This window comes from Demequina sediminis (assembly GCF_030296675.1).
Lineage (GTDB): Bacteria > Actinomycetota > Actinomycetes > Actinomycetales > Demequinaceae > Demequina > Demequina sediminis.
This window is the reverse complement of record NZ_AP027736.1, coordinates 949,914-969,969: the sequence shown is the minus strand read 5'-3', so window position 1 is coordinate 969,969 and position 20,056 is coordinate 949,914. Positions and strand designations below refer to the sequence as shown.

The following is a 20,056-nucleotide window of genomic DNA, read 5'->3' as shown; positions in this document are numbered from 1 at the left end:
GGCCACCGCTGACGCGGCCCATTCCCACGGCATCGTCCCCGACGCCTCGCGCGCGGACCGCCCCACGTCCTTCGACGTGGAGGCGTTCCCCTGCCCACGGGGCGCGAGGAGAACTGGCGGTTCTCGCCCGTGCGCGAGCTCGCGCCGCTTTTCGCGGACGAGCCCGCCGCCGGCCACCTCGCGTGGACCACGAGCGAGCTGCCGGCGGGAGTCTCCCTCACCCAGGTGAGTGAGGACGATGCCCGCACCAGGACCGTGCGCGCGCCCGGCGACCGTGCCTCGGCCGTCGCGGTCAAGCACGCGGGCGGCGCCATGGCGCTGACCTTTGCGGCGAACACCGTCGTCGACGAGCCCATCACGATCGACCTCGAGGGCACCGGCGGCGACGTTCGCGGCCACCTGCTCATCGAGGTCGGCACCTCCGCCGAGGCGACCGTGGTCATCACCCGCACCGGCACCGCCCGCTACTCGGAGCTGGTCTCCGTCGACCTGGCGGACAACGCGAGCCTCAACCTGGTGCTCATTCAGCAGTGGGATGCCGATGCCATCCACGCTGGCGAGGTGCTCGCCCGCCTGGGACGCGACGCGCGCCTGCGCGGCACCGTCGCGACGCTCGGCGGCAAGGTCGTGCGCCTCAACACCTCCGCGGCCTTCGCGGGGGAGGGCGCCTCGGTCGACCTGTTCGGGCTGTACTTCGCGGATTCCGGCCAGCACCAGGAGCACCAGCTGTTCGTGGACCACGCGGTGCCGCACTGCACGTCGCGCGTGACGTACAAGGGCGCGCTCGCCGGCGCGACCGCACGCTCCGTGTGGATCGGTGACGTGCTCATCCGCGCGGCCGCCGAGGGCACGGACACGTACGAGCTCAACCGCAACCTGGTGCTCACGGACGGCGCCCGCGCCGACTCGGTTCCGAACCTTGAGATCGAGACCGGCGAGATCGCCGGCGCGGGTCACGCCTCGGCGACCGGGCGCTTCGACGAGGAGCAGATGTTCTACCTGCGCTCGCGCGGAATCTCCGAGGACCAGGCCCGCAAGCTCGTGGTGCGCGGCTTCTTTGCCGACCTCATCAGGGAGATCGGCGTGCCCGCCGTCGAGTCGAGCCTGCTGAACCAGATCGACAGCGAGCTCGCCCACGTCGAAGAGGTGATCGAGCATGAGTGAGCAGTTCGCGTGCGACCTCGCCGACCTCGCGCCGGGCACCGCCCGCCAGGCATTGCTCACGGTCGCGTCGGGCGAGGAGATCCCCGTCGCGGTGGTGCGCACCGACGACGGCGAGGTGTACGCGATCGGCGACATCTGCACCCACGGCGAGGTCTCGCTCTCGGAGGGCGAGGTCGAGGGCTGCGAGATCGAGTGCTGGGCGCACGGCGCCCGCTTCGATGTGCGCACCGGCGCCGCCACCGAGCTGCCGGCCATGTCGCCGGTCAAGGCCTACCCCACCCGAGTCGACGGCGAGCGTGTGCTCGTGGATGTCGACGCCCCCATTCTTACCAAGGAGAACGCATGACCACCGCGCCCCAGCACACCCTGGAGATCCGCAATCTCCACGTCACTGTCGAGACCCCCGAGGGCGTCAAGGAGATCCTCAAGGGTGTCGACCTGACCATCCGTTCGGGTGAGACCCACGCCATCATGGGCCCCAACGGCTCGGGCAAGTCGACCCTCGCGTACTCGATCGCCGGTCACCCCAAGTACACGATCACCGAGGGCTCCGTCACGCTGGACGGCGAGGACGTCCTCGAGATGAGCGTCGACGAGCGCGCCAAGGCGGGCCTGTTCCTCGCGATGCAGTACCCCGTCGAGGTGCCCGGCGTCTCGGTGTCCAACTTCCTGCGCACCGCAAAGACCGCGATCGACGGCGAGGCCCCCAAGCTGCGCACGTGGGTCAAGGACGTCCGCGGCGCCATGGAGAACCTCCGCATGGACCCCGCATTCGGCGAGCGCGGCGTCAACGAGGGCTTCTCCGGCGGCGAGAAGAAGCGCCACGAGATCCTGCAGATGGAGCTCCTCCAGCCCAAGATCGCCATCCTCGACGAGACCGACTCGGGCCTCGACGTCGACGCGCTGCGCATCGTCTCCGAGGGCGTCAACCGCGCCAAGGAGACCACGGGACTGGGCGTCATGCTCATCACCCACTACACGCGCATCCTGGGCTACATCAAGCCCGACTACGTCCACGTGTTCGTGAACGGCCGCGTCGCGGAGGAGGGCGGCCCCGAGCTCGCCGACCGCCTCGAGGCCGAGGGCTACGACCGCTACCTGGCGGACGCGTAATCCATGCTTCCCGACCTCCGCGGTGACTTCCCGCTCCTCGCCCGCACGGTGAGGAACGGGAAGTCGCTCGTGTACCTCGACTCGGCGGCGACCTCGCAGAAGCCGCTCGCCGTGCTCGAGGCCGAGTCCGCCTTCTATCGCGAGCACAACGGCGCCGTCGCACGCGGCGCCCACCTGCTCGCGGAGGAGGCGACCGAGGCCTTCGAGTCCGCGCGCGGCGACGTGGCGCGGTTCGTGGGTGCGCCCGCGGAGGAGATCGTGTGGACCTCGGGCGCCACGGGCGGCATCAACCTCATCGCGAACGGGATCGGACTCGCATCCGTCGGCGCGGGCGGCACCGCCGCGGCGCCGTTCAGGATCGGCCCCGGCGATGAGATCGTCATCACCGAGGCCGAGCACCACGCGAACCTCATCCCGTGGCAGCAGCTCGCGGCCCGCACGGGAGCCACGCTCAGGTGGCTTCCGGTGGACGACTCCGGGGTGCTGAGGATGGACACGCTCGCCGATGTCGTGGGCGAGCGGGCGAGGATCGTCGCCTTCACGCACGCGAGCAACGTGACGGGCGCCGTGACCGACGTCGCGGCGATCGTGGCGCGGGCCCGCGAGGTGGGCGCGCTCACCGTGCTCGACGCGTGCCAGAGCGTCCCGCACCTGCCGGTCGACGTGACCGGGCTGGGCGTCGACTTCGCGGTGTTCTCCGGCCACAAGATGCTGGGTCCCACGGGAGTGGGCGCGCTGTGGGGTCGCAAGGCACTGCTGGATGCGCTGCCCCCGTCGATCTTCGGCGGTAGCGCGATCCGCGTGGTCACCATGGAGGAGACCACGTGGCTCGACGCCCCGCAGCGCTTCGAGCCCGGCACTCAGCCCGTCGCTCAGGCCGTGGGCATGGCGGCCGCCGCACGCTACCTCGCGGACCTGGGAATGGACCGCGTGGCGGCGCATGAGGCGCACCTGGCGGGCATCCTGCGGGCCGCGGTGACCGAGATCCCCGGCGTGCGGCTGCTGGGCCCCGCGGCGGACTCGGGTGCCGAGGTCCTGGGCCTCGCGGCTGTCGCGGTCGACGGCGTCCACGCCCACGACGTGGGTCAGGTGCTCGACGATCGCGGCGTCACGGTGCGCGTGGGACACCACTGCGCCCAGCCTTTGCATCGCCGCCTGGGACTCACCGGATCCACGCGCGCCTCGGCGCACGTCTACACCACCGAGGACGACATCCACGCGTTCGTCGACGCGTTGGCCGCCGTCCGCAGCTTCTTCGGAGTGAGCGCATGAGCACCCTCGAACAGATGTATCAGCAGGTCATCATGGACCACGCGCGCGAGGCGCACGGTCGTGGCCTCATCACGATCGACGCCGCCGGCACCGGCGAGTCGCACCAGCTCAACACCACGTGCGGTGACGAGGTCACGCTGCGCGTGGGCGTCGACGGCGACACGGTGTCCGCCATCGCATGGGAGGGCCACGGCTGCTCGATCTCGCAGGCCTCGGTCTCCGTACTCGCGGAGCTCCTGCAGGGGAGTCGCTCGCGACCGCCGACGAGACCATCGAGGCATTCCGCGCCCTCATGCAGTCCAAGGGCGAACACCTCGACGAGGAGCGTGAGGACCTCTTGGGAGACGCCACCGCGTTTGTCGGAGTCGGCAAGTATCCTGCACGCATTAAGTGCGCGCTGCTGGGCTGGATGGCCCTGCGGGACGCACTGGCCCAGGCGCGAGCGGCATCGTCCGCTGGCGCCGCCCCCGAAGTTTCCGAAGGAGGACAGGCATGACAGAGAACGCCACCGCGCCGGCCAACGCCGCGGATGTCGAGGAGGCGCTGCGCGACGTCATCGACCCCGAGCTGGGCATCAACGTGGTCGACCTGGGACTCGTGTATGGCGTGATGCTCGACGAGAACCGCCACGCAGTCATCGACATGACGCTCACGTCCGCGGCCTGCCCGCTGACGGACGTCATCGAGGACCAGACCTCGCAGGCGCTCGACGGGCTCGTCGACGGCTTCCGCATCAACTGGGTGTGGATGCCGCCGTGGGGCCCCGACAAGATCACCGACGACGGCCGCGAGCAGTTGCGGGCACTCGGCTTCAACGTCTGAGCCGTGACCCCGGCCACTCACGTCGCGCTCATCCGCGGCATCAACGTGGGCGGCCACAACATCGTGCCCATGGCGCAGCTGAGGGAGTCCCTCGCGGCACGTAGGCTCGACGGCGTACGCACCTACATCCAGTCCGGAAACGTCTTCTTTGGCGCGCCAGGACTCGATGAGATCGCCGCGGCCGAGGCCGTCGAGGCGGTACTGGCCGAGGACTTCTCGGTCGACACCGTGGTGGTCGCGGCCGCCGCCGACTCCCTGCGCGCCGTGGTCGCGACCGCGCCCGCAGGCTTTGGCGGCGAGCCCGACCTCTACCACTACGACGTCGCCTTCCTCCGCCCGGGCGTCTCCAGCGAGGAGGCGCGCGCGGCGTTCGGCATCCGCGAGGGCGTCGACTCCGCGTGGGCGGGGAGAGGGCCGTCTACTTCCGCCGCCTCAGCGCGCAGCGCACCAAGAGCCGCATGTCGACCGTGATGGCGACGCCGTTCTATCGCGTGATGACCATCCGCAACTGGCGCACGACGACACGGCTCGCGCAGATGCTCGACGAGCACTGAGGACGTCGCCCCGCGGCTCACCTATCCCGCGAGTACCCCGAACGCGTCGCACTGGGCGATGTCGCCCGTGTCGTAGCCGGTCATGAACGAGTCACGCCGCTGCTCGGCCGTGCCGTGCGTGAAGGTGTGCGGGTTGGCCTCCCCCTGGACCGCCTCCTGAATGCGGTCGTCACCCACGGCCTCCGCGGCGGAGACGGCGTCCGCGACATCCGCGGCCGTGAGCGGCTCGAGGAACGGCGTGCCCGACGCGTCGGGTACGGTCGCCGCGTGGCTCGCCCACACGCCGGCGAGGCAGTCCGCCATGAGCTCGACCTTGACGGAGTCCGAGTCCGCCCCCGCGCCCGAGCGGTCCGCGATCTCAAACACCCCCATCTGGTTCTGCAGGTGGTGGCCGTATTCGTGCGCCATGACGTACATCTGCGCGAGCGGTCCGCCCGACGCCCCGAACTGGCTCTCGAGCACGTCGAAGAACGCGACGTCGAGGTAGATGGTCTGGTCGGGAGGGCAGTAGAAGGGCCCCGTCGAGGACGATGCCGTGCCACAGCCCGACTGCGCGCTTGCCTCGAAGAGGGTCACGCCGGGGAACTCGAGCTCGAAGCCCGCGGCGGGCAGGGCGTCGACCCAGTACGCGTCGAGGGAGTTGACGGCGCCCACCATGCGGCAGTCGGTGTACTCGTTGGCGTCCGCGCCCGTCTGGCAACGCGTTGCGAGGTCGCCCTGGGCGGTCTCGTCGACGGGTGCCTCGCCCACGCCGCCCATGAGTGCGTCCAGGTCACCGGGGTTACCGCCCAGGAACATCACCAGCAGGACCAGCGCGAGTCCGCCGAGTCCGCCGCCGACGGCGATGCCTCCCGCGCGTCGGCCGCGCCCGCCTGCCCGCACGCGCCCGGGGTCGAGCCGTGCGCCGTCATCGAAGGACATGAGTTACCTCCCGTGGTGGCTCCAGGCTAGCGCGCGCCCAGCCCGTGGCGGTGCGAAGGTGTCCGCCACGCTCTGGTGCCGACTGGGCGTCGGTCGTAAAGTAGCGATGTAGCGACAACGGTGAAGGAGCGCGCGCATGGCGGTCAAGATGTTCACTGCACGGGATCTGAATCAGCGCACGAGCGTGGTGACGCAGGCAGTTGATGAGGGCAACGAGGTCCTCATCACCAAACATGGGCGGGTCGTCTACCGGCTGAGTGCCATCGAATCCGCGGTCGAGCGCGCGACGCTCCTCGAGGTCATGAGGGTGTTGCCGGACTCCGGCGGAGTCGACGTCGATTTCGATCACGTCGCTGGAACCATGCGCGAGGTCGACCTGTGATCTTCGCGCTCGATACCAACGTGCTTTCCGCGCTGCGCAAGCGGGATTCGGCGGTGGAGCGATGGGCGGGCGGCGTCGAGGCCGACGCGACCTACGTGCCTGCACCGGTGCTGATGGAGATCCGGTACGGGATCGACAGGCTGCGGCTGCGTGGGGACGAGGCACAGGCGCGGACGCTCGACGCGTGGCTCGAGGCGCTCGTCCACACCTTCGGTGGACGGGTCCTCGACCTCACGGCCGAGGCGGCGATCGTGGCGGGCCGACTCCTCGCCCATCCCCAGGCGCCCGGCATGGCCGACTGCATGATCGCCGCGGTCGCACACGTGCACGGGGCGACGGTCGTGACCGGAAACGCTCAGGACTTCGCCCGCACCGGCGTCCCGTGGATCAATCCTTGGGACGGCCCTGAACTCGCGCCCTAACTCGTGGAGTTCTCGGGGTCCCCAGGGACGGCCTCGCGCACGGGAGGCGACGGAAGAACCGGGGCCACGGCATCGTCCCCTTGCGGGGCCGGGCGAGGGGTGGCCTTTGCCGCGCGGCCGTGTTCCGCGATGCCGCGGGCGTGAAGCGCCTGCCCCAACTGGAGCGCGAAGCCCACGGTGCGTGACGCGGAGGGGAACAGGATCGCGCGGACGTCGCGATCAAGGCCGCGGGCACGGGCGGCCACCCTGGCCTCGGTGAGGATGCGGGCGGCCTCGGGGATCGAGCGCAGCGTGAGCGAGACCATCACGCCAATGGTCTCGGGCGGCAGGATCCACTTGAGCGGCGTCGCGAGGGTGGTGATGAAGTCGAGCATCGCGCCCATGGAGGTCGAGCTCGTGATCGCGAGGGCGAGCGCCGCGATCGAAATGAGGTCGCCCGCGAGGTCGAGAGCGCGCACGTACTCCCCGCGCCACAACTGGAAGAGCGTGGTGAGCGCCGCGATCACGATGATGAACGCCATGCCCTTGAGCGTCGCCTTGAGGGGAGGGAGGGTCGAGGCGAGCAGGAGGAGGCACGCGGCCGTGATGCCGATGGTCGTGACGGGATCCGACACGGCGATGGTCGTGATCGAGATGCCCAGCAGCAGGAGCATCTTGAACCACACGGGTGCCCGGTGCAGCGGCGTGCGCCGCGGCCGGTACAGCCCGAGCAGCGAGATCACGCGGTGGCGCCCTGCGTCGCGCGGCCGAACATGAGGTCGCGGTAGATCCCCACGGCCTCCTTGGGATCGCCGTCGAAGACCACGCGGCCCAGGTCGACCACGAGCGTGCGCTCGGCACGCGCCGCCGAGTCGAGGTCGTGCGTGACCTCGATGACCTGGAGCGGCAGCGAGCGCAACAGCGCGCCCACGTGGGCGCGCCAGCGCAGGTCGAGCAGTGTGGTCGGCTCGTCGGCGACAACGATCTCGGGGGTGCACGCAAGCACGCCCGCGAGCGCGAGCAGCTGGCGCTGGCCTCCCGAGAGCGCGTTGACCGAGACGTCGGCCTTCGCGGCGAGGCCGATCTCCTTGAGCGCGGCCATCGCGGCCTCCTCGCGCTCCTTGCGGTTCTTGATCACGCGCCGCAGCGAGAGCGCCACGTCCTCGACGCCCGTGGGCATGATGAGCTGCGCGGAGGGGTCCGTGAAGAGGTAGCCCACCTTACGGCGCACCTGCGCCCCGTTCTTCTGCGTGTCGAGGCCGTCCACCTCGACGGAGCCGGTCACCGGCAGCACGAGGCCGTTGATGAGACGCGCCAGCGTGGACTTGCCCGAACCGTTCGCGCCGATGATGCTGATGCGGTCCTCGGTGAGGGTGAGCGTGGTGGGCTCGAGGATCGGCACACCCGAATCGGGCGCGACGACCGCCGCCTCCTTGAACTCGATCATGCGTCAAGGTTAAGCGGTGGCGGCCGCCGCCTTGTCCTCCGCACCGTCGCAGGAGGCCGCGACGACGGCGCGGGCCGATCCCAGCAGGCCGGGGTAGGCACGGTGGATGGTCGCGGCGACCAGTCCGGCGAGCACCACCTTGATGAGGTCGCCCACCAGGAAGGGGATGACGCCCACGGTCACCGCGGACACGCAGTCGGGGTCGGTGAGGCCGCTGCAGCCCACGGGCATGATCGTCATGCCGGTGCGCCAGGCCAGCCACGGCACGCCGACCATGTAGACGGCGGGAAGGGACAGCAATCCCACCCCGATGAGCGCGGCAGCGGCGACTCCGCGGCGTGCGAGGATCCCGGCACGCGCCAGCGCCGAGGCGCTCGCGCCCAGGACCACGGCGGCGAGCATGAAGCCGATCAGGTAGCCGCCCGTGGGGCCGGTGAGGACCGCGAGACCGGCGGCTCCGTTCGCGAAGATGGGCAGCCCGGCGAAGCCAAGGATCAGGTAGAGCGTCACCGCGGCCAGCGCGCGCCATGCACCCAGGACCAGGCCGGAGAGCACGATTGCGAACGTCTGCAGCGTGAGCGGGACGCCGCCCACGAGCGTGATCTCGGGCACGAGCGTCGATGCGGCGATGAGGCCCGCGAAGACGGCGATGAGTGCGATGGACTGGCCGGCGAGGCCGCGGTGCTGAGCCATGGGAACCCCCTGGGATAATGGACGCGGCAACCCTAGCCGCGCGCCCGGTCCACGCACCGGGGTTTCGCCGGGGGTGCGCAAACGTTGTGGGAACCCCACCATCACCAGTCATCAGCCGCAGGGAGAACGTGTGATCATCGCCAAGGATCTGGAGGTCCGCATCGGCGCCCGTGTGCTGCTGCACCCTCGACCTTCCAAATCGGACCCGGCGACCGGGTGGGACTGGTCGGGCGCAACGGCGCCGGCAAGACCACCATGACGCGCATCCTCGCGGGCGAGGCGCAGCCCACGGGAGGCTCGGTGTCCCACAAGGGCAGCATCGGCTACCTGCCTCAGGACCCGCGCGAGGGCGAGCCCACGCAGCTCGCGCTCGATCGCATTCTGGCCGTGCGGGACCTGGCCGCGCTCGCCTCCAAGATGCGCGAGGCGGAGGAGGGCATGGCGAGCCCCGACCCGAAGGTCATGGAGAAGGCCATGGACGCGTATCCGCGCATCGAGGAGCGCTTCCGCGCGGCAGGCGGCTATGCGGCCGAGTCCGAGGCGCAGCGGATCGCCGCGAACCTGGGGCTCGACGAGCGCATCCTGGGTCAGCCGCTCGGAACCCTGTCCGGCGGTCAGCGCCGCCGTGTCGAACTCGCGCGCATCCTGTTCTCCGACGCCGAGACCCTGCTGCTGGACGAGCCCACCAACCACCTTGACGCGGACTCGATCGTGTGGCTACGCGGCTTCCTCGCGTCCTTCCCCGGTGGACTCGTGGTGATCTCCCATGACGTCGAGCTGCTCAGGGCGTCGGTGACGCGCGTGTTCCACCTCGACGCGAACCGCGGCGAGCTCGACCAGTACGCGCTGGGCTGGGACCTGTACCTGCGCCAGCGGGAGACGGACGAGAAGCGCAGGCGACGCGAGCGCGACAACGCCGAAAAGAAGGCCGCCGCGCTGATGGCGCAGGCCGCGAAGATGAAGGCGACCGCCACCAAGGCCGTCGCGGCGCAGAACATGGCCAAGCGCGCCGAACGCATGCTGGCGGGTGTCGAGAGCGAGCGCGTGCAGGACCGCGTCGCGTCGCTGCGCTTCCCGACGCCGGCGGCGTGCGGCAAGACGCCGCTGCGCGCCGCCGAGCTGTCGAAGTCGTACGGCTCTCTCGAGGTGTTCACCGATGTCGAGCTGGCGATCGACCGCGGCTCGCGCGTCGTGGTGCTGGGACTCAACGGTGCCGGCAAGACCACGCTGCTGCGCCTGCTGGGAGGCGTTGAAGACCCCGACACCGGCGAGGTGCAGCCGGGGCACGGCCTCAAGCTGGGCTACTACGCGCAGGAGCACGACACTCTCGACATGGACGCGACGGTGCTCGAGAACCTGCGCCACGCGGCCCCCGACCTCGACGACACCGCGGTGCGCAACGTGCTCGGCTCGTTCCTGTTCATCGGGGACGATGCCTACAAGCCGGCCAAGGTGCTCTCGGGCGGCGAGAAGACCAGGCTCGCGCTCGCGACCCTGGTGGTGTCGCAGGCGAACGTGCTGCTCCTCGACGAGCCGACGAACAACCTGGACCCGGCCTCGCGTGCGGAGATCCTGCGTGCGCTGCGCACCTACGAGGGCGCCGTGGTGCTCGTCACGCACGACGAGGGCGCCGTCGAGGCGCTCGAGCCCGAGCGCGTGTTGCTGCTGCCCGACGCCGTCGAGGACCTGTGGAACGAATCCTACAAGGAGCTCATCTCCCTGGCGTAGCGGGTCGGCCACTGGGCGACGCGGGGACGCGGGGACGCTACAGCGCGTCCTCGATCTCCTCGTCGGTGGGGCCGGACCGGCGGGACGCGCGCGCGGCGGTGCGCGGGGCATCGTCTGTGTCGCCGCGGGAACCGCGCCGGGCGATCACGATGCCCGCCGCGGGCGCGAACAGCGCGAGGGCGAACCACTGCCATGCATACGCGAGGTGCGGCCCCAGGCTGAGCGTGGGCAACGGCACCTGCCCGCCGAACGAGTCGACACACGTGCCGTCGAAGCACGCCTCGCGCACCATCGCGTAGCCGTCGATGGGCTCGAGCGAGGGCGGGGGCATCTGGAGCGGCGTGACGCGCGTGGCGCCGTCGTCGCGGCGGCCGTCGTCGGGCTCCGCGACGCGCAGCACGGCCGTGACCTCGACCTCACCGGTGGGCAAGTCCGCGAGCGCGAGATCCTCGTCGGGCCCCGGCACCGGCACGTAGCCGGCGTTGAGGAGCAGCGACCGGCCGTCCTCGGTGTCGAACCACACCAGCACCTGATACACGCGTTCGCGGTCGATGGGCCGATTGCGCAGCAGCGTCAGCGAGTCGGAGTCGAACATGCCCGACACGGAGACCGTGGTCCACTCGGCGTCGCCCACGGCCGCGCCGGGAGGCACTGCGGCGGCCAGCGGGACAGGATCGGCCTGCGCATTGGCCTCGTAGAGCGCGATCGCCTCGGCGCGCGCCTCGTGCCGGCCCCACTGCCAGAACCCCGCCCGCACGGCGACCGCCGAGATCGCGGCGATGAGCAGGACGGCCCCGATCACGCGGACGATGCGCGCGGCGCGGGAGGCGGTGGTCACCCGCACGATGCTAGTGGGCGCGCTTTTCGCGCGCGGCCCCGGCGCTCCGCTACCGTGGCCCCCATGACCCGCCACGTCCTTGTCACCGGAGCCGCGCGCGGCATCGGCCGCTCCCTCGCCGAGGCGTTCGTCGCCAATGGCGACACCGTGTCGACCATCTACCGCGGGGGAGACCTCCCCGACGGAGTGACCGGAGCGATCGCCGACGTCACGGACACCGATGCCGTCAACGCGGCCTTCGACGAACTCGAGGCCCAGCACGGGCGCGTCCGCGTCCTGGTGGCCAACGCCGGCATCACGCGCGACGGGCTGCTCATGCGCATGTCCGACGACGACTTCTCGCAGGTGCTCGACGTCAACCTCACCGGCACGTTCCGCTGCGTGCGTCGCGCCGTGAACTCGATGATGCGCGAGCGCTACGGGCGGATCATCCTGATCGGCTCCGTCGTGGGCCTCATGGGTAACCCAGGCCAGGTCAACTACTCGGCCTCCAAGTCCGCCCTGGTCGGCATGGCGCGCTCGATCACGCGCGAGGTGGGCGCCCGCGGCATCACCGCGAATGTCATCGCACCCGGCTTCATCACCACCGACATGACGGCGGAGCTGCCCGAGGACACCGTCAAGCAGTACGAGTCGACCATTCCTGCCAAGCGCTTCGGTTCTACCGCCGAGGTCGCCGCCGCCGCCGTCTACCTCGCGTCCGACGCGGCCGGCTACGTGTCCGGCGCCGTGCTGCCCGTCGACGGCGGACTCGGCATGGGCCACTAAGCCAGCCCCAGCATCGTCCCAATCCCCAGGAGGAACCATGGGCATCCTTGAAGGCAAGAGCATCCTCGTGACCGGAGTGCTCACCGAGGGCTCGATCGCATTCGACGTGGCGCGACTGTGCCAGGAGCAGGGCGCCACCGTGGTGCTCACCGGCGTGGGTCGCACGTTCAAGATCACGCAGGCCATGGGCCGCCGCCTGCCCGTCGAGGCGCCCGTGGTCGAGCTCGACGTCACCGATCCCGCCCACCTCGAGGCGCTCGCCGACCGCGTGCGCGAGCACGTTCCGCACCTCGACGGCGTGGTCCACTCGATCGGCTTCGCCCCGCAGTCCGTCATGGGCGGCAACTTCATGTCGGGCGAGTGGGAGGACGTGTCCACGGCCGTGCACATCTCCGCGTACTCGCTCAAGGCGCTCGCGCAGGCCACCCAGCCGCTGCTCACCGGCGGCGGCTCGATCGTCGGCCTCACGTTCGACGGTCGCTTTGCGTGGCCGGTGTACGACTGGATGGGAGTGGCGAAGGCCGCATTCGAGGCCGTCAACCGTTACGTGGCGCGCGACCTGGGTCCGCTCGGGATCCGCTGCAACGTCGTGTCTGCGGGCCCCATCAAGACCACCGCGGCCAAGCACATCCCCGGATTCGACCAGATGGAGGGCCGCTGGTCGGAGCGCGCGCCGCTCGGCTGGGATTCCTCCGCGACCGAGCCCACCGCTCGCGCCGTGACCGCCCTGCTGTCCGACTGGTTCCCCGCCACCACCGGCGAGATGATCCACGTGGACGGCGGCGTCCACGCCATGGGACAGTAGCTGACGTGCCTACGCTCATTCTCGCTCGTCACGGCAAGGCCGAGGCCCCCGCGCCCGGTCTTCAGGACATGGATCGCGCGCTCGCGCTGATCGGCCGTAAGGCCTCCACCAAGCTTGGCGAGGTGATCGCGCGCGCCGGGATCCGCCCCGACCTGGCGCTCGTGTCCTCGGCCGTGCGCACGCAGCAGACGTGGAAGCTCATGGCGCCGGCGTTCGCGCCGGCCGAGGAGCGCTTCCTCGAGGACCTCTACGAGACCAACGTGGCGGGCGTGCTCGACGTCCTGCGCGAGGCGGGCGACGCCGACACCGTGGTGGTCGTGGGTCACGAGCCCACCTCCTCCGCCGTGGCCGCGTATCTCGCGGGCTCCGGCTCGGACAAGACCGCGCTGCAGCGCGTCGCTCACGGACTGCCGACCGGGACTGCCGCCGTGCTCGAGATCGACGTGCCATGGGCCCAGGTGGACTCGCGCTGCGGCCGCCTGCTGCACGTCCTGTCCGGCCGCGACGTCGAGGAGTGACCGCCACGTCCTCGCTCTGGCGTGCGCTGCTCTCGATGCAGCGTTTCGCCTGGGAGCAGGGCGTCGCGTCGCACGCCGCGATCGACTCGGGTGACCTTGACCTCGCGCGCGCCCTCGCGCGCGATGCGGTGGTGCGCGCCGACTCCGACGGCCAGTTGGGCGGCATGGACGATGCCGGGGCCGTCAACTCCGGCGCATTGCTCGAGGCGGCGCTGCTCTTGGGTGAGGCCGACTCGGGTGCCGCGGAGGCGGCCCAGCGCGAGCGTTGGTGGCTGCTGCGGCATGCGCCGCGCGACGACTGGGGCGTGCTGCACCACCTGAAGGGCTCGTCGGAGGTGTGGGCCGACTCGGTCTACATGGTGGTGCCCGCACTCGTGGCGTCGGGGGACCTGGCGCCCGCCGACATGCAGTACCGCATGCACCGCGAGCAGCTGTGGAATCCCTCGACGGGGCTCTACGCGCACCGCTACGACATGGCGACCGGCACGCTGACGCGCGCCGAGCCGTGGGCGAGCGGCAACGGATGGATCGCGGCCGGTCTCTCGCGCGCGCTGCACCTGGGCGTCGAGGCCGAGTCCGTGCGGGTGCGGTGGGAGTCGGAGACGCGCGCGTTGCTGGACGCGGTCGCGCGCCACGAACGCGCCGACGGGCGGTTCCACGACGTGCTCGACGACGCGGAGTCGTTTGTGGACGGCGCCGCGGGACTGATGTTCGCGTATGCGGCATTCACCGGTGTCGCCGACGGCTGGCTGCCGGGAGAGTACGCCGAGGTTGCTGCACGGTGGGCCGATGCGTCACTCGCGCGCGTCGACGAACACGGGCTTGTGCGCGAGGTGTGCGGGGCGCCCGGCTTCGATCGTCCGGGCGTGAGCGTCGAGGCGCAGGCCTTCGCGATCATGGGGATCGCTGCGCGGGAGCGGGTGGGCTAGGGCTAGAGACCCTCGACCCGCCGCCGCGATGGGTCGTCTCGACCCGTCGCCTATGACGCGCGGTCGAGAATGATGTCGAGTGCCGCGTCGAGCCGAGGGCCGTTGAGCGCGTAGTCCGCCTTCTCCTGCACCACGGGCTTGGCGTGCCACGCGATGCCGAGTCCTGCGGCCGCCATCATGTCGAGGTCGTTCGCGCCGTCACCGATCGCGACCGTGTCTCCCATCGCGCAGCCCACCTCGGCGGCGAACTCGCGCAGCGTCGCGGCCTTGACCGCGCGGTCGACCACCAGCCCCGTGGTGCGACCGGTGAGGACGCCGTTCTCGACCTCGAGGCGGTTGGCGCGGAAGCGGGTGATGCCGAGTCTGGCAGCCAAGGGAGCCACCACCTCGACGAAGCCGCCCGAGACGAGCGCGACCTCCCAGCCACGCGACTGAAGCGCCGCGATGAGTTCGGGCGCGCCGGGGGTGAAAGACACCTCCGCGAGGACCTCGCCGAACACCGTGTCGGGCACCCCGGCCAGTGTGGCCACGCGCTCGCGCAGGGATTCCGAGAAGTCGAGTTCGCCGCGCATCGCGCGTTCGGTGATGTCGGCGACCATCTCACGCGTGCCGGCCCGAGCGGCGATGAGCTCGATGACCTCGGCGGTGATCAGGGTGGAATCGACGTCGAGGACGCACAACCTCATGCCGTGACGACCGTGCCCTTCGCGACCACCGTGATGCCGCTCTCCGTGACGGTGTAGCCGCGAGCCAGATCCGCCTCGCGGTCGATGCCCACGCGCGCGCCCTCCCGAACGTCGACGTTCTTGTCGAGGATCGCGCGGTGAACCTGGGCGTGGCGGTGAATCTGCACGTTGTCGAGCAGCACCGAGTCCGACACGGTCGACCACGAGTGCAGCCGCACGCCGGGGGAGAGCACGGAACCCGTGACGGTCGCGCCCGACACGATCACGCCGGGAGACACGATCGAGTCGGCGGCGTGGCCCAGGCGGCCCTCCTCCGAGTGGATGAACTTCGCCGGCGGGTGCGTGATGAGTCCCTGGTGGACGGGCCAGTCCTCGTTGTAGACGTTGAAGACCGGCTGCACCGCGATGAGGTCCATGTGGGCGTCGTAGTACATGTCGAGCGTTCCCACGTCGCGCCAGTAGTCGCGGTCGCGGTCGGTCGAGCCGGGGACGTCGTTGCGGATGAAGTCGTAGAAGCCGCACGTGCCGCGGTCCACGAACCACGGGACGATGTCCCCGCCCATGTCGTGCTTCGAGGCCGGGTTGTCGGCATCGGCCGTGAGTGCGGCGAGCAGGGCGTCGGCGTTGGCGACGTAGTTGCCCATCGACGCGAGGATCTCGTGCGGGCTGTCGGGCAGGCCTTCGGGGTCCTTGGGCTTCTCGAGGAATGCGCGGATGCGGTCGGGCGTGGCCGGGTCGACGTCGATGACGCCAAACTGGTCCGCCATCTCGATCGGCTGGCGAATGCCGGCCACCGTGAATTCGGCACCCGACGCGATATGCGCGTCGACCATCTGCGAGAAGTCCATGCGATAGACGTGGTCGGCGCCCACGATCACCACGATGTCGGGCTGCTCGTCCTCGATGATGTTGACGGTCTGATAGATCGCGTCAGCGCTGCCGAGGTACCAGTGCGGGCCGCGGCGCTGCTGAGCGGGGACCGGAGCCACGTAGTTGCCCAGCAGCGGCGACATGCGCCACGTGCGGGCGATGTGGCGGTCCAGCGAGTGCGACTTGTACTGCGTCAGCACCACGATATGGAGATACCGCGAGTTCACCAGGTTGCTCAGGGCGAAGTCGACCAGCCGGTAGGTGCCCCCAAAGGGGACCGCGGGCTTCGCGCGAGAAGCGGTGAGGGGCATCAGTCGCTTGCCCTCACCTCCTGCAAGGACAATGGCGAGAACTTTCGGCGCTGACATATGGCCAGCATAGGGGAAAGCGGACGCCAGCGCCGGTCCACGCCGGAGGGAACCGCTAGCGTGGGAGTCATGCGCGTCGACATCCTCAGCCGTGAGTACCCGCCCCACATCTACGGAGGAGCGGGCGTCCATGTGACCGAGCTTGCTGCGGTGCTGCGTGAGCATCTTGACGTGCGCGTGCGGGCGTTCGACGGCCCGCGCGAGGAGCCGGGCGTGACCGGATACGACGCGCTTGGCGGCGGCGTCGGGGACGCGTCGCTCGACGTGCTCGCGCACAACCTGCCCATGGCCAAGGACTGCGCGGGTGCGGACCTGGTGCACTCGCACACCTGGTACGCCAACATGGCCGGACACCTCGCCGCACGGCTGCACGGCATCCCGCACGTGCTGTCGGCGCACTCGCTCGAGCCCCTTCGCCCATGGAAGGCCGAGCAGCTGGGCGGCGGCTACCGCGTGTCGAGCTGGATCGAGAAGACCGCCTACGAGGCCGCCGACACCGTGATCGCGGTGAGCGAGGGTATGCGCAAGGACGTGCTGCGCTGCTACCCGAGCATCGACCCCGCCAAGGTCCAGGTGGTCCACAACGGGATCGACGTGGACGCGTGGGCCGCGCCCTCGACCGATGAGGAGCGCGCGGCGGCCGCGGCCGTGGTCGCCGACCACGGGATCGACCCCTCGCGCCCCGCGATCGTGTTCGTGGGCCGCATCACGCGCCAGAAGGGTCTGCCCTACTTCCTCAAGGCCGTCGAGCAGCTCCCGGCCGACATCCAGGTGGTGCTGTGCGCGGGCGCCCCGGACACCAAGGAGATCGCGGCCGAGGTCTCGGGCGCGGTCGAGAAGCTCCAGGCGCAGCGCGATGGCGTGATCTGGATCGAGAAGATGCTCCCGCGCAAGGAGCTCGTGGCGGTGCTCGACGCGTGCACCGCGTTCGTGTGCCCCTCGGTCTACGAGCCGCTGGGAATCGTCAACCTCGAGGCCATGGCCGTGGGCTTGCCGGTGGTCGCGACCGCGACGGGCGGCATTCCCGAGGTGGTCGTGGACGGCGTGACGGGCACCCTGGTGCCGATCGCGCAGGTCGACGACGGCACCGGCACGCCGCTCGACCCCGAGGGCTTCGCGCGTGACCTCGCCGCGGCGCTCACGGACATGGTGTCCGACCCCGAGCGCGCGCGCCGCATGGGAGAGGCGGGTCGTGAGCGGGCCGCCGAGAGCTTCTCGTGGGAGGCGATCGGGGAGCGCACCCTGGCCGTCTACCGGTCGATTCTTGGATAGGCTCACGTCCCATGACTGAGGTGCTCAGGTTCGAGGGCGTGAGGGTGCGTCGAGGCGACAACGAGATCCTGAGGGAGATCGATTGGACCGTCTCGGACCAGGACCGATGGGTCATCCTGGGCCCCAACGGCGCGGGCAAGACCACGCTCATGTCGATGGCATCCGCGCGCCTGCACCCCACCGAGGGCACCGTGACCGTGCTCGGCGAGACCCTGGGCGACACCGACACGCGCGAGCTGCGCGTGAGGGTCGGACTGTCGAGCGCCGCGCTCGCCGACCGCATCCCCCGCACGAGACCGTCCGCAACGTGGTGATGACCGCCGCGCACGGCGTCACGGGCCGCTGGCAGGAGGAGTACGAGGGGCTCGACGAGGATCGCGCCGATGCCCTGTTGTGGGCCTTCGGGATGGGTGACTTCGCGCAGCGCGAGTTCTCGACCCTGAGTGAGGGCGAGCGCAAGCGCGTGCAGGTCGCGCGCGCCCTCATGCCGGACCCCGAGCTGCTGCTCCTCGACGAGCCCGCCGCCGGCCTCGACCTGGGCGGCCGCGAGGAGCTGCTCGGCGCGCTCACCGAGCTCGCTGGAGACCACCGCTCGCCCGCGATCGTCATGGTGACGCATCACGTCGAGGAGATCCCCGACGGCTTCACCCACGTCATGCTCCTGCGCGAGGGGCGCATCGTCGCCGCCGGCCCGCTCGGCGAGACACTCACCGCTCAGGCCCTCTCCGATACGTACGGCATGCCCGTCGAGCTGGCCGCCTCTGGCGGCCGCTACGCGGCCCGTCGCGCCTCCTAACTCCGCGTCCGTCCCCGGGAGGACGGGCATCGTCCCCGCGGACGATGCCGTGGCTGGGTTATCCCTGGTACGTTGGCAAACAAGGAGGTCATCGTGGACGAACAATGGCTGTGGTGGTTCATCGGCGCGATGGTGCTGGGGGCGATCGAGCTGTTCACGCTCGACCTGCTCTTCGTCATGCTGGCAGGCGGAGCGATTGCCGGCGGAGTCGCCGCCTGGCTGGGCGCGCCGTGGTGGCTCAGCGTCATCATCGCGCTGGCCGTGTCGGCCGCGCTGATCGGGCTGCTGCGCCCGTTCCTGCTGCAGAGCCTGCGCACCAAGGGCGAGGGAGCGCCGCTGACGAACACCGCGGCGCTCGTGGGCCGCGACGCGTGGGCGCTCGACGAGGTCACCGTGATGGCCGGCCGCGTCAAGCTCAATGGAGAGGTGTGGACCGCGCGCACCGAGGACGGCGCACCGCCGGTGCGCGAGGGATCCCGGGCGCGCGTCGTGAGGATCGATGGGGCGATCGCTGTGGTCGCCCGTGAAGAGGAGAACTGATGGGTGACACCGACATTTTCACGATCATCGTGTGGATCGCGCTTGCGGTCCTCGCGTTGTTCGTCATCACCGCGATCGCGAGGGCGATCGTCGTGGTCAACCAGACCCAGGCCTACCTGGTGGAACGCCTGGGCCGCTATCACACCACGATGGAGGCCGGTCTTCACCTGCTGGTGCCGTTCATCGACAAGGTGCGCGCCAAGGTCGACCTGCGCGAGATGGTCTACTCGTTCCCGCCGCAGTCCGTCATCACGTCGGACAACCTCGTGGTCGACATCGACTCGGTCATCTACTTCCAGGTGACGGACCCGAAGTCCGCGGTCTACGAGATCGCGAACTACATCACGGGTGTCGAGCAGCTCACGACCACCACGCTGCGCAACATCGTCGGAACGATGGACCTCGAGCAGACGCTCACGAGCCGTGACCAGATCAACGGTCAGCTGCGCGGCGTGCTCGACGAGGCGACGGGCAAGTGGGGCATCCGCGTCAACCGCGTCGAACTCAAGGCGATCGAGCCGCCGATGTCCATCAAGGACTCGATGGAGAAGCAGATGCGTGCCGAGCGTGACCGTCGCGCCGCGATCCTCACGGCCGAGGGCGTCAAGCAGTCGAAGATCCTCACGGCCGAGGGTGAGAAGCAGTCCGCGATCCTCACCGCGGAGGGTGAGGCGCAGTCGAAGATCCTGCGCGCCGAGGGTGAGGCCCGCGCGATCCTCCAGGTATTCGACGCCATCCACGAGGGCGACGCCGACTCGAAGCTGCTGTCGTACCAGTACCTGCAGATGCTCCCGGAGATCGCCAAGGGCACCAACAACCAGATGTGGTTCGTGCCCACCGAGTTCACCGGTGCGCTCAAGGCCGTCGCCGCGGGCTTCGGCATGGAGGAGTCGCCCGAGCCTCTCACGCGGGACCCCGAGAAGGCGAAGACGCGTGCGTCGCGCATCACCTCGGCGCTCGCGGACCCGCGTGCTGCGCTCGAGGAGGCGCGCCGTCAGGCCGAGGGCTTCGCGGCCGAGGCCGACCAGGCGGGCTCGCGTTCGGGCAAGCCGTTCGACCCGGACGCCGAGAAGGGCCAGTAGGTCCACGGCGACGATGCGACGGGCCCCGGGGGAGCGATCCCTCGGGGCCCGTCGTGCGTCTGGCTCGCCTCGGGCATGCTCGCGTGC

The 20,056-nt window shown here is 70.3% G+C and carries 23 protein-coding genes and 3 pseudogenes; 19 read left to right on the top strand and 7 right to left on the bottom strand.

Features of this window, described 5'->3' with window-relative positions; genetic code table 11:
- Positions 1 to 129: 129 nt before the first annotated feature.
- From sufD to QUE44_RS04950, 8 genes and pseudogenes are all read left to right on the top strand, one after another.
- On the top strand, positions 130 to 1,164 hold the full coding sequence (sufD, locus tag QUE44_RS04980; protein WP_350226897.1) for a Fe-S cluster assembly protein SufD: 1,035 nt from the start codon (positions 130 to 132) through the stop codon (positions 1,162 to 1,164).
- Positions 1,157 to 1,510 (top strand): Rieske (2Fe-2S) protein, encoded by a 354-nt coding sequence (locus QUE44_RS04975; RefSeq protein WP_286216214.1) that lies wholly within the window; start codon positions 1,157 to 1,159, stop codon positions 1,508 to 1,510. The genes sufD and QUE44_RS04975 overlap by 8 nt, the downstream gene beginning before the upstream one ends.
- Positions 1,507 to 2,277, top strand: a complete 771-nt coding sequence (gene sufC / locus QUE44_RS04970; RefSeq protein WP_286216213.1) for a Fe-S cluster assembly ATPase SufC — start codon at positions 1,507 to 1,509, stop codon at positions 2,275 to 2,277. The genes QUE44_RS04975 and sufC overlap by 4 nt, the downstream gene beginning before the upstream one ends.
- Positions 2,278 to 2,280: 3 nt before the next feature.
- Positions 2,281 to 3,549, top strand: coding sequence for an aminotransferase class V-fold PLP-dependent enzyme (locus QUE44_RS04965; RefSeq protein ID WP_286216212.1), 1,269 nt, complete (start codon positions 2,281 to 2,283; stop codon positions 3,547 to 3,549).
- Positions 3,546 to 3,740: pseudogene (locus QUE44_RS14360) on the top strand (iron-sulfur cluster assembly scaffold protein); the annotation flags it as partial. The gene QUE44_RS04965 and the pseudogene QUE44_RS14360, both read left to right, overlap by 4 nt.
- Positions 3,728 to 4,045 (top strand): iron-sulfur cluster assembly scaffold protein, encoded by a 318-nt coding sequence (locus QUE44_RS14355; protein ID WP_433997184.1) that lies wholly within the window; start codon positions 3,728 to 3,730, stop codon positions 4,043 to 4,045. The pseudogene QUE44_RS14360 and the gene QUE44_RS14355, both read left to right, overlap by 13 nt.
- Complete coding sequence (locus tag QUE44_RS04955; RefSeq protein ID WP_286216211.1) at positions 4,042 to 4,371, top strand: metal-sulfur cluster assembly factor; 330 nt, start codon at positions 4,042 to 4,044, stop codon at positions 4,369 to 4,371. Before QUE44_RS14355 ends, QUE44_RS04955 begins: the two co-directional genes overlap by 4 nt.
- Before the next feature lie 3 nt (positions 4,372 to 4,374).
- Positions 4,375 to 4,842 (top strand): DUF1697 domain-containing protein, encoded by a 468-nt coding sequence (locus QUE44_RS04950; protein WP_286216209.1) that lies wholly within the window; start codon positions 4,375 to 4,377, stop codon positions 4,840 to 4,842.
- A gap of 104 nt (positions 4,843 to 4,946) precedes the next feature.
- Here the strand turns inward: QUE44_RS04950 and ypfJ are convergent, their stop codons facing one another.
- Positions 4,947 to 5,846 (bottom strand): KPN_02809 family neutral zinc metallopeptidase, encoded by a 900-nt coding sequence (gene ypfJ, locus QUE44_RS04945; protein ID WP_286216207.1) that lies wholly within the window; start codon positions 5,844 to 5,846, stop codon positions 4,947 to 4,949.
- 136 nt (positions 5,847 to 5,982) lie between these two features.
- Here ypfJ and QUE44_RS04940 point away from each other — a divergent pair, with 136 nt between their 5' ends.
- Together QUE44_RS04940 and QUE44_RS04935 are read left to right on the top strand one after the other, a co-directional pair.
- Positions 5,983 to 6,228, top strand: coding sequence for a type II toxin-antitoxin system Phd/YefM family antitoxin (locus QUE44_RS04940; protein ID WP_286216206.1), 246 nt, complete (start codon positions 5,983 to 5,985; stop codon positions 6,226 to 6,228).
- Positions 6,225 to 6,650, top strand: a complete 426-nt coding sequence (locus QUE44_RS04935; RefSeq protein ID WP_286216205.1) for a type II toxin-antitoxin system VapC family toxin — start codon at positions 6,225 to 6,227, stop codon at positions 6,648 to 6,650. Before QUE44_RS04940 ends, QUE44_RS04935 begins: the two co-directional genes overlap by 4 nt.
- Here QUE44_RS04935 and QUE44_RS04930 read toward each other — a convergent pair.
- The 3 genes from QUE44_RS04930 to QUE44_RS04920 are packed head-to-tail and all read right to left on the bottom strand — an operon-like array spanning position 6,647 to position 8,769.
- Complete coding sequence (locus tag QUE44_RS04930; RefSeq protein WP_286216204.1) at positions 6,647 to 7,372, bottom strand: energy-coupling factor transporter transmembrane component T family protein; 726 nt, start codon at positions 7,370 to 7,372, stop codon at positions 6,647 to 6,649. The two genes, QUE44_RS04935 and QUE44_RS04930, sit on opposite strands and share 4 nt — an antisense overlap.
- Complete coding sequence (locus QUE44_RS04925; RefSeq protein ID WP_286216203.1) at positions 7,369 to 8,076, bottom strand: energy-coupling factor ABC transporter ATP-binding protein; 708 nt, start codon at positions 8,074 to 8,076, stop codon at positions 7,369 to 7,371. Before QUE44_RS04925 ends, QUE44_RS04930 begins: the two co-directional genes overlap by 4 nt.
- Positions 8,077 to 8,085: 9 nt before the next feature.
- Entirely contained in the window at positions 8,086 to 8,769 is a 684-nt protein-coding gene (locus QUE44_RS04920; protein ID WP_286216202.1) for a biotin transporter BioY, read from the bottom strand.
- A 130-nt stretch (positions 8,770 to 8,899) separates the two neighbouring features.
- On the opposite strand from QUE44_RS04920, the pseudogene QUE44_RS04915 reads away from it, so the two are divergent.
- Positions 8,900 to 10,497: pseudogene (locus tag QUE44_RS04915) on the top strand (ABC-F family ATP-binding cassette domain-containing protein).
- 37 nt (positions 10,498 to 10,534) lie between these two features.
- Here QUE44_RS04915 and QUE44_RS04910 read toward each other — a convergent pair.
- Positions 10,535 to 11,335 (bottom strand): SURF1 family protein, encoded by an 801-nt coding sequence (locus QUE44_RS04910; protein ID WP_286216201.1) that lies wholly within the window; start codon positions 11,333 to 11,335, stop codon positions 10,535 to 10,537.
- A gap of 63 nt (positions 11,336 to 11,398) precedes the next feature.
- On the opposite strand from QUE44_RS04910, the gene fabG reads away from it, so the two are divergent.
- From fabG to QUE44_RS04890, 4 genes are read left to right on the top strand one after another with little or no spacing between them, the layout of a single operon-like run.
- The gene (fabG, locus tag QUE44_RS04905; RefSeq protein WP_286216199.1) at positions 11,399 to 12,103 is read left to right on the top strand and encodes a 3-oxoacyl-ACP reductase FabG; all 705 of its coding nucleotides are present in this window, start codon (positions 11,399 to 11,401) and stop codon (positions 12,101 to 12,103) included.
- Positions 12,104 to 12,140: 37 nt separating this feature from the next.
- Positions 12,141 to 12,908 (top strand): enoyl-ACP reductase FabI, encoded by a 768-nt coding sequence (gene fabI, locus QUE44_RS04900; RefSeq protein WP_286216198.1) that lies wholly within the window; start codon positions 12,141 to 12,143, stop codon positions 12,906 to 12,908.
- Positions 12,909 to 12,913: 5 nt separating this feature from the next.
- Positions 12,914 to 13,426 carry a SixA phosphatase family protein gene (locus QUE44_RS04895; RefSeq protein WP_286216197.1) on the top strand — a complete coding sequence of 171 codons (513 nt, stop codon included), beginning with the start codon at positions 12,914 to 12,916 and terminating at the stop codon, positions 13,424 to 13,426.
- Complete coding sequence (locus QUE44_RS04890) at positions 13,423 to 14,355, top strand: glycoside hydrolase family 88 protein (protein WP_286216196.1); 933 nt, start codon at positions 13,423 to 13,425, stop codon at positions 14,353 to 14,355. Before QUE44_RS04895 ends, QUE44_RS04890 begins: the two co-directional genes overlap by 4 nt.
- A gap of 50 nt (positions 14,356 to 14,405) precedes the next feature.
- Here the strand turns inward: QUE44_RS04890 and serB are convergent, their stop codons facing one another.
- Positions 14,406 to 15,041: a phosphoserine phosphatase SerB gene (gene serB / locus QUE44_RS04885; protein WP_286216195.1), complete on the bottom strand. Its 636-nt coding sequence runs from the start codon at positions 15,039 to 15,041 to the stop codon at positions 14,406 to 14,408.
- Positions 15,038 to 16,279 carry a glucose-1-phosphate adenylyltransferase gene (glgC, locus tag QUE44_RS04880; protein WP_286216194.1) on the bottom strand — a complete coding sequence of 414 codons (1,242 nt, stop codon included), beginning with the start codon at positions 16,277 to 16,279 and terminating at the stop codon, positions 15,038 to 15,040. The genes serB and glgC overlap by 4 nt, the downstream gene beginning before the upstream one ends.
- Before the next feature lie 69 nt (positions 16,280 to 16,348).
- Between glgC and glgA the strand changes: the two genes are divergently transcribed.
- The 4 genes and pseudogenes from glgA to QUE44_RS04860 all read left to right on the top strand — a co-directional run bounded on the left by glgA (position 16,349) and on the right by QUE44_RS04860 (position 19,969).
- A complete protein-coding gene (gene glgA / locus QUE44_RS04875; RefSeq protein ID WP_286216193.1) occupies positions 16,349 to 17,551 on the top strand; it encodes a glycogen synthase in 1,203 nt (400 codons plus the stop codon).
- 11 nt (positions 17,552 to 17,562) lie between these two features.
- Positions 17,563 to 18,347: pseudogene (locus QUE44_RS04870) on the top strand (ABC transporter ATP-binding protein).
- Positions 18,348 to 18,419: 72 nt separating this feature from the next.
- Complete coding sequence (locus QUE44_RS04865) at positions 18,420 to 18,887, top strand: NfeD family protein (RefSeq protein WP_286216192.1); 468 nt, start codon at positions 18,420 to 18,422, stop codon at positions 18,885 to 18,887.
- A complete protein-coding gene (locus QUE44_RS04860) occupies positions 18,887 to 19,969 on the top strand; it encodes an SPFH domain-containing protein (RefSeq protein ID WP_286216191.1) in 1,083 nt (360 codons plus the stop codon). Before QUE44_RS04865 ends, QUE44_RS04860 begins: the two co-directional genes overlap by 1 nt.
- Positions 19,970 to 20,056 lie beyond the last annotated feature (87 nt).

Bases quoted from the DNA above. Each gene is read 5' to 3' on its own strand.
- sufC (WP_286216213.1), top strand. From the start codon at position 1,507: ATGACCACCGCGCCCCAGCACACCCTGGAGATCCGCAATCTCCACGTC.
- glgA (WP_286216193.1), top strand. From the start codon at position 16,349: ATGCGCGTCGACATCCTCAGCCGTGAGTACCCGCCCCACATCTACGGA.
- QUE44_RS04975 (WP_286216214.1), top strand. From the start codon at position 1,157: ATGAGTGAGCAGTTCGCGTGCGACCTCGCCGACCTCGCGCCGGGCACC.
- fabI (WP_286216198.1), top strand. From the start codon at position 12,141: ATGGGCATCCTTGAAGGCAAGAGCATCCTCGTGACCGGAGTGCTCACC.
- QUE44_RS04940 (WP_286216206.1), top strand. From the start codon at position 5,983: ATGGCGGTCAAGATGTTCACTGCACGGGATCTGAATCAGCGCACGAGC.
- fabG (WP_286216199.1), top strand. From the start codon at position 11,399: ATGACCCGCCACGTCCTTGTCACCGGAGCCGCGCGCGGCATCGGCCGC.
- QUE44_RS14355 (WP_433997184.1), top strand. From the start codon at position 3,728: ATGGGAGGGCCACGGCTGCTCGATCTCGCAGGCCTCGGTCTCCGTACT.
- QUE44_RS04920 (WP_286216202.1), bottom strand. From the start codon at position 8,769: ATGGCTCAGCACCGCGGCCTCGCCGGCCAGTCCATCGCACTCATCGCC.
- QUE44_RS04965 (WP_286216212.1), top strand. From the start codon at position 2,281: ATGCTTCCCGACCTCCGCGGTGACTTCCCGCTCCTCGCCCGCACGGTG.
- QUE44_RS04955 (WP_286216211.1), top strand. From the start codon at position 4,042: ATGACAGAGAACGCCACCGCGCCGGCCAACGCCGCGGATGTCGAGGAG.
- QUE44_RS04860 (WP_286216191.1), top strand. From the start codon at position 18,887: ATGGGTGACACCGACATTTTCACGATCATCGTGTGGATCGCGCTTGCG.
- glgC (WP_286216194.1), bottom strand. From the start codon at position 16,279: ATGTCAGCGCCGAAAGTTCTCGCCATTGTCCTTGCAGGAGGTGAGGGC.
- QUE44_RS04925 (WP_286216203.1), bottom strand. From the start codon at position 8,076: ATGATCGAGTTCAAGGAGGCGGCGGTCGTCGCGCCCGATTCGGGTGTG.
- serB (WP_286216195.1), bottom strand. From the start codon at position 15,041: ATGAGGTTGTGCGTCCTCGACGTCGATTCCACCCTGATCACCGCCGAG.
- ypfJ (WP_286216207.1), bottom strand. From the start codon at position 5,846: ATGTCCTTCGATGACGGCGCACGGCTCGACCCCGGGCGCGTGCGGGCA.